Genomic DNA, 7492 nt, shown 5'->3' on the forward strand with positions numbered 1-7492 from the left:
GAATCTAAAGTTCGCCACATAAAGTCTGCTGGGCTTTGTGGCAGAAGCGTTTGACGGAAGCCAAAATCTGGTCTGCGGACTTGGTCCATTTGAAGGGCTTGGGATTTTTGTTGTGCAGGTCGATGAAGGTACGGATGTCGGCCTCGAGCTGCCTGACGGAGGTGTGAACACCTCGCTGGATCTGCTTTCGGGTGAGCTCAGCGAACCAGCGTTCGACCTGATTGATCCATGACGCGGAAGTCGGCGTGAAGTGGACATGATAATGCGGCCGACGGGCGAGCCACGCTTTGATCTTGGGTGTTTTGTGAGTGGCGTAGTTGTCCATGACGATATGGACATCGATCCCTTCAGGGACTTGAGCGTCGATCTCTTTGAGGAACTTCAAGAACTCGACTGCCCGGTGGCGCTTGTAGCATTTGCCGATGACGAATCCAGAGGCGACATCGAGCGCGGCAAACAGCGAGGTCGTACCATGCCGCACATAGCTGTGCGTGCGCCGTTCCGGTACGCCCGGCATCATCGGCAGGACCGGCTGCTCGCGATCCAGGGCCTGGATCTGGCTTTTCTCATCGACACTGAGGACAAGGGCTCGGTTCGGTGGGGAAAGGTAAAGGCCGACGATATCGCGGACCTTGTCGACGAACAGCGGGTCGCTCGACAGCTTGAATGTCTGGCTGCGGTGCGGCTGCAGGCCGAACGCCGTCCACATTCGGCGGATCGTGGTGTGGGAAAAGCCAGTTTCCGCAGCCATTGAGCGGATCGACCAGTGCGTCGCGTCGGGTGGCGTTGTACGCAATGTCCGCTCAATTACCTCAGCAACCTGATCGTCGTTGATGGTTCGAGGGCGGCCCGGGCGGGCCTCGTCAAGCAGGCCATCACAGCGATCCTTCAAAAATCGGCGGCGCCACTTGCCGACGGTGTGTTCGTGGAGGCCGAGTTCGACAGCCACAGACTTGCTTGGCAAGCCATCCGCACACCGCAGGATCGCGCGGCAGCGCTCAGATAGCGATCGGGCAACGCGATGACGACGAACTTGTCTCTCCAAGTACGCCCGCTCCGGCGGACTAAGCACCAACGGCGCGATCGGCCGGCCTCGCTCACCTGCATTCGCCACAAGCTCTCTCCTCTGTAGAGATTCGAGCTATCAACTAATGTGACGAACTTGCGTTCCAGATGACTAGGTGCGGATCGATTAAACAGACTGAATATATTGCCGAAAGAACCTCTCAAGGACTGATAGTGCGGACCGCATGCGCGCGCGTGGTATGGGCGCCGAGAAACAGTTCGATCTGCTCCAACCTAACGAAATCGGGATTCGAAGCTCCGGTCTATGCTGCTTCAATTCGGCGAGCTCGGCGAATTGCCACTGATGGAGTTAAGGCGCAGCTCTGTCGCAGCAGTCGATATGATCGATGTATCGACGCCCAGTCCACAGGGCTGATCGTATCGGCAGCGCCATCCAAAGTGGGGAACGTGCCCTTCTTGAAAGAACCGATGCTCCAGGAAAGACCTGAGCCGGGGTCTCATTCGGCTCATGCACCTGCCGTGCTGGCGCCAGCCGAAGCCGAAAAATCGATGATCCTGTCCGCGCTTAAGGCGTCGTTCCACGAGGCGCGCAGTGCAGCGAACGCAGCACCCACGGCAGACGATTTCCACAATGCCACACCGGTATTTTGCCGCAATCGAGGAAGTGGTCTCTTTAGTCGATCAATTGAGACAGGCGAACGCCTAGAGAAGACGGGGACAAAGCGAAGTTTTTCGTCAATCGGCCACGTCCACCGTTGCGAGACCAACATCCTACGGACCAAAACTAGGCCACGCGCCGCTTTTGACCGTCAGCGCGCTCTGGCTACGCATTACCGCGACTCTCCCATTGCTAGAACTGATAGGAGAACCCGGTTCGCAATTCAGGTATCCTACACCAGCTGTGCTTGGCACGACCTAACCGCCTATGCGGCCGCGGCGAAGATGATCCTTGATGTCATTCCATCATGCGCAGTATAAGTCGCCTGGCGAGCCCCGTTCGCGTGACTCCGCCCCACGGATTATTCTCGTTGGCCGAGATCGGGCCGGTAACTGGGTCGCCCGCGAACGACGGGGCGCCTTTGGCGGCTTCTTTATCAGCCGCACCCAAGCTCTGAGATATGCTCGCTTCGAGAACGGCGGCCATCCAGAGTCCATCATCGAGGTAACACGTGCAATTGAACTCGATTTTCGGATGCCACAGCCCGAACAGTAGGAGGCTTCGCGGAGTCAAGCGCTCCGCTACGGGCGAACTCGTGTAGCATTATCAGAAGAGCTTTCAAGAGGCCCTGATGCGTTGCTCTCGAAACCTTTCGCACATGACCACGGTGTTGAGCTAAAGCGCAGATTGGCTTCGGCGGCTCAACTCCCGACCCGAGATGCCCCGTTTTTCTCTTGGTGTCACCTACCATGTCGGGCGATTGATCGATGACAGAAGGACATCATTTGTCGAGCGATGAGCGTTGATCTATCACCGCGCGGCAGTCTGCACGGGTTCCTAGCCGGTGTGGTCTCGCCTTGCTGCAGCGGCACGCATCCGCACCGAACGCAATCAACCCAGTCGCCGATCTTTCGGCGATCAATTGCCACAGCTTTTGACCTTCTTCCATAGCCTGTAGCCGCCGACGGGAACGGCTTCACGACACGAGCCTTCATGGTATGGCAGGCTGTCGGGGCAACATTGATCACTTAGCTGTCAGCTCATGTTTTGCCATCCGACTTACCATTGATGTCGAGAGCTCTTGAACTTTGATTCGATTGAACCCACATGCACGCGTGATTTGGCCTAGCGCTCAGGATTCGTGTGCTTGTCTCTGCTATTGTAACGGAGCAACTCACTATAACCGCCCCGCATGAGGCGTGGCCCAACCCTAACCAGGCGAATGGACCGGCTACGCGGATCGTGTGTTTTCCCGCCTCGGTCGGGAGTGCGAGCCTTACCAAAAACACCTTTCCGCGATGTTGCGATAGCGTTGCCTTCCAGCCACCCATCCACTGCACGCACAACGAGAATGTGCCGGTGTCGCGCTCCGATTGATCGAGTAAGAGGGGACGATCCGACAGGACGCCGTCGAGCGCCTGCTCACGGATGACACCGAAGCACGCATCTGGTCACGAGCGCAGGGCGACCAGAATTGGATTTGATGCTGCGCATCCGAAACTTCAAGACCATCGTGGCAGGCGCCGCGGAAAAGCATTGTCCAAGGACGCGCAAACGACCTTATTGCGCGCACATGCAGCGGCGGAAACATGCACCCTCGGTCTCAGCCAAGTTCTTGCGGAACTTGACGCAACGATCTCCGGCCCGGTCAACTACCAAACCTCGCAATTGATTCACGTGACAGACGGAGTCATCTGCACTGCACGAGGGTCGGCCGATCAAGCGAGGAATTGCCATGCAAGATCAATCCCAATCTGTTCTCGTCAATCGTTCGGATCATTCCGCTGATTCTTCAGTTGCAGAGATGTTGCGTGCCGAGGTCTGCTCCAGCAGCCAACTCTCGTTCCTTATGGAAGCACATGACGGCCTCTCCGCCGCGATCGCCGAGCGCGCAGGCTTCAAAGGGCTCTGGGCTTCTGGTCTGTCGATCGCGTGCTCGCTCGGTTACCGTGACGCGAACGAAGCGTCTTGGAGCCAACTCCCCGACGCAGTCGAGCGGATCGTGGACTCGACCCGACTGCCTGTCCTCGTCGACGGTAATGGCGACTTCCGTAACTTAACAATGCTCGTCTGCTGGCACGCAAACTCTATCAACGGGGCGCAGCCGGTGTCGCGCTGGAGGACAGCTGCTTTCCCAAGATGAACTCGTTTGTTGGCGATCGACATCCGCTCGCCAAGTCAACGAATTCTCCGGGCGTCTGCGCGCGGTGAAGGATGCATTGGCCGAAGACTTCGTTCTTGTGGCCCGCATCGAGGCACTGATTGGTGGTAAAGGGATGGACCAGGCAATTATGCGCGCTTACGCTTACGCTTACGCGGATGCCGGAGCCGACGCGATCCTCATTCACTCGCGAAGCAATGCCGCAAATGAGATCGTTGCGTTCGCACGCGCCTGGCAGAACAAGTTGCCCGTCGTGATCGTTCCTACGAAATATTATCGAACACCAGCATCTGTGTATCGCGAAGCTCGCATCTCCACAGTGATCTGGGCCAATCACTCGATGGGAGCGGCAATAGCGGCAATGGAGCAAGTCTGTCGTCGTATTATGACCGAGGAGAACACTGCGAGCATTGAGCCTGGTATCGCGACGCTTGATGAGGTCTTTGAATTGCTAAGATATGACGAACTGGCACGAGCGGAAGCTCGATATCTGCCTGGGCAGCGATGCCGGGCTTTTCATTCAGACGGCGGCATCGATTCTGTAGGGGCTGACATGAAAGCTTCGCCTCGCAGCGCCAATCGTGACATGCCGGATTAATGGAGAGCACATGCTGGCGGAGCGAACAGCCCTGTTCAAACACTCGGACAGAGCTGCGGCATGGACCGCGGCCAAAGCAGCTATCGTGAGCGCCGAGCAGATCATCGATCTGGCCGCCGAAGAGATCCGGAGCGATCTCCCGCCGATGGTGCGCGAGGGCATCATCATCGCGGCCAATCGCAGTATCTACCGTGACGCTGAGACGGGCGCCCCGACGAAGCTCCGCGAGGCGATCGCTCGCAAAATTTCCCGCGAGACTGGTCAGCCTTGGTCATTGGATGAAGTCGCAGTGACGAGCGGCTCCAACCATGCTCTCTTCAACGCAGCTATGGTGCTTCTGAATCCGAGAGATGAGGTGCTCATCCCCGTTCCGCATTGGACTTCTTTCCCCGCGCAGGTTCTCTTGGCAGGCGGAGTGCCGATCTTCATCGAGACAAGGGACAACAATTACGTGCCGAAGCTTTCAGATATAGCTGCGGCAGTTACGTCAAAGACGAAAGCGATCGTAGTCAACACCCCGAACAATCCGACAGGTACGATTTACGACTGCGAAACTCTTGCTGAAATTGCGCATCTTGCGGCTGAGCTGGATCTCTGGATTGTGTTCGATGAATGCTATGGGGCTTTCGCCCATGCTCCACACACCCATCATCCGATTGTGTCGGTCGCTCCTGCGGCGCGTCATCGCACGCTAATCGTTAATTCGTTCTCCAAATCCCTCGCCCTGAGCGGCTGGCAGATTGGTTATCTCGCCGGCCCAAAATGCGTTATACACGCTGCGCTGGCGCTACAACGCGATACGGCCTGCAACCCAGATGTCATTTCCCAACATGCACTGCTCCATCATTTGGACTCCGGTGATGACGTCTTTCAACAAAAACTTCAACGTCAGGTCAGCGAGGCGCGAACGCTTGGGCTCGCCGTTCTTTCGACCCTGAAGTCGATCCCGCAACCTGCAGCTCAAGGCGGATTCCACTTCTATCTAGATATCAAAGGATGGCGGCAAAGCACCAAGGGGCCAGGCGGTGAATTAAACGCCGACGACGTCGTTGACGTATTGCTGATGGACGCTGGTGTCGCGGCAGCTTCGGGCACGATCTTTGGCGATTCGGACGGGGTCCGGCTCTCCTATGGGATTGACCTTAGCTCGCTCGACAAGGGCTTGCGGCGTTTGTCCGCAACTTTAAACACGTGGCACTGAAGTCCTGGTGGGTTCGGTATGCTTAGCGTTGCGGAAGGTTAGTACTATGGCTGAAGTTCCTCGCCGCGCTATCGTGCTTGCAGCAGGTCTCGGCTCGCGCCTGCGGCCGCTGACGGATCTGCGGCCAAAACCACTGGTCGAGGTTAACGGCATGCCCATCCTGCACAACGCCCTGCGGAATCTGGAAGCAATAGGCGTCGGTGAGGTGACGGTTGTCGTGGGCTACCGCAAGGACGCCATCCAGTATGCCTGCGGCAGCCGCTTCGGCGGAGTTGAGGTCAACTATGTCGAATCGACGATTTTCGATCGCACCGGGAGCGCATATTCCCTGTGGTTGGCGCGTGAGGTGCTGCTTTCGGGAGACTGCCTCCTCCTTGAGGGAGACGTTTTCTTCGAGCAAGATGCATTGCGCCGCCTGACCGGCCCAGCGAGCGATGTGGCAGCCGTAGCTCCCTTCGACAAATCAATGGAAGGGTCTGCAGCTCTTTTGTCCGATGACGGCTTCATCACAGCTTTCCGCATGAAGCAGACGGCGGCCAACATCATCACAGCCGGCCCGCAGCTTTTCAAAACTATGAACCTGCTACGATTTTCGGGCTCGACCCTCAAGGCAACGATCGTTCCAGCGCTGGACGATGTTATCGGGTCCGGAGCCAGGCAGGCCTATACCGAGGAGCTTCTTGGCTATCTGGTGGAGAGGCGTGGCCTGCAGCTTGCAGCCGCGCGATGCGATGGTCTCAGGTGGTGCGAAATCGATACCGCCGAAGATCTGCATCTCGCAGAGCGCATGTTCTCACGAGCGCATGCCGCTCGCCAATCGTATGACCAGCGGGATCAGTGAGGTGCCAATGCTAAGATACCTTTGGGATCCCGCAAATGCCATCACTGCGGGGGGCTTGTTTTTTCTTCCGCTAGTCTATTCCTCGCTCTATCCGGAGAGCTTGAGCTATCAGTGCGGTGGCTCGTTGGGCTGTCTTGGCAGATCACATCGACGGAATCGTTGCCAACCGGACGCCGAACCGTGACCCGGACGTTGCAAAATGGGCAAGAGCCTGGACGGATTCGGGGACATTATCTAAGAGTCTGACTCAAAATTCATAACTTGAGGTTCGCGATCCTTGCGATGCGCCGCGCCAGTAGCCTTGTAGAGGCAACGAGGAGCCATGCTTCGGCCGAAGCGATGGAAGCCTCCCAGTCTTTGGCCAGACGGCGGCAGCGATTGAGCCACGCGAGGGTGCGTTCGACGACCCATCGTCGAGCGACGATGACAAAGCCGATGGCGTCGTCGGTACGCCTGACAATTTCGATCGCAGGACCCTCGATCTCCTCAAGCGCGTTGGCGAGCTTTTCGCCTGCATATACACCGTCAGCAAACAGGTGCGCGATCGTCGGATAGCTCGCACACGTTAGACTGACGACGGCTGGTGCGCCGTCCCGATCCTGAACGTTGGCCGCATGCACAATGCCACACAGCAGATTGCCTTGCGTGTCCGTGACGATGTGGCGCTTGCGACCCTTGACCTTCTTGCCCGCGTCAAAGCCGCGCGGTCCCCCGCTCTCGGTCGTCTTGACCGATTGGCTGTCGATAATGGCCGCCGTCGGGTGCGCTTCCCGTCCGGCAAGCCTGCGGGCGATTTCAACCAAGGCCTCATTGATCAGATCCAAAATGCCACCGTCGCGCAGTCGATAGAAATGGTACTGGACCGTCGTGAAGGCGGAAAATCCTTCGGCAAAAGAGCCCATTGGCATCCCGTCGTCGCAATGTACTGGATTGCATTCCACACCGAACGCATACAAGTCGTGCGTGGCCGCCCCACTTTGCTCGGCCCTGGCATCAACAACGCGATC

At 57.7% G+C, this 7492-nt stretch carries 3 protein-coding genes and 3 pseudogenes; 3 read left to right on the top strand and 3 right to left on the bottom strand.

What is annotated here, in order from left to right; genetic code table 11:
• Window positions 1-4: 4 nt before the first annotated feature.
• Together A5906_RS21895 and A5906_RS21905 are read right to left on the bottom strand one after the other, a co-directional pair.
• Window positions 5-1114, bottom strand: coding sequence for an IS630 family transposase (locus tag A5906_RS21895; RefSeq protein ID WP_080137402.1), 1110 nt, complete (start codon window positions 1112-1114; stop codon window positions 5-7).
• Window positions 1115-2809: 1695 nt separating this feature from the next.
• Window positions 2810-3067, bottom strand: a pseudogene (locus A5906_RS21905) (DNA -binding domain-containing protein); the annotation flags it as partial.
• A 421-nt stretch (window positions 3068-3488) separates the two neighbouring features.
• On the opposite strand from A5906_RS21905, the pseudogene A5906_RS21910 reads away from it, so the two are divergent.
• The 3 genes and pseudogenes from A5906_RS21910 (at window position 3489) to A5906_RS21920 (ending at window position 6485) form a co-directional block, all read left to right on the top strand.
• Window positions 3489-4443, top strand: a pseudogene (locus tag A5906_RS21910) (isocitrate lyase/phosphoenolpyruvate mutase family protein).
• A 10-nt stretch (window positions 4444-4453) separates the two neighbouring features.
• Window positions 4454-5644: an aminotransferase class I/II-fold pyridoxal phosphate-dependent enzyme gene (locus A5906_RS21915; protein ID WP_080137405.1), complete on the top strand. Its 1191-nt coding sequence runs from the start codon at window positions 4454-4456 to the stop codon at window positions 5642-5644.
• 46 nt (window positions 5645-5690) lie between these two features.
• On the top strand, window positions 5691-6485 hold the full coding sequence (locus tag A5906_RS21920) for a phosphocholine cytidylyltransferase family protein (protein ID WP_080137406.1): 795 nt from the start codon (window positions 5691-5693) through the stop codon (window positions 6483-6485).
• 254 nt (window positions 6486-6739) lie between these two features.
• Here A5906_RS21920 and A5906_RS21930 read toward each other — a convergent pair.
• Window positions 6740-7492 (bottom strand): annotated as a pseudogene (locus tag A5906_RS21930) (IS5 family transposase); the annotation flags it as partial.

The sequence above is a fragment of the Bradyrhizobium sacchari genome (assembly GCF_002068095.1).
Classification (GTDB): domain Bacteria; phylum Pseudomonadota; class Alphaproteobacteria; order Rhizobiales; family Xanthobacteraceae; genus Bradyrhizobium; species Bradyrhizobium sacchari.

Excerpts from the sequence above, each read along its gene's own strand:
- A5906_RS21915 (WP_080137405.1), top strand. The coding sequence starts at position 4,454 with ATGCTGGCGGAGCGAACAGCCCTGTTCAAACACTCGGACAGAGCTGCG.
- A5906_RS21920 (WP_080137406.1), top strand. The coding sequence starts at position 5,691 with ATGGCTGAAGTTCCTCGCCGCGCTATCGTGCTTGCAGCAGGTCTCGGC.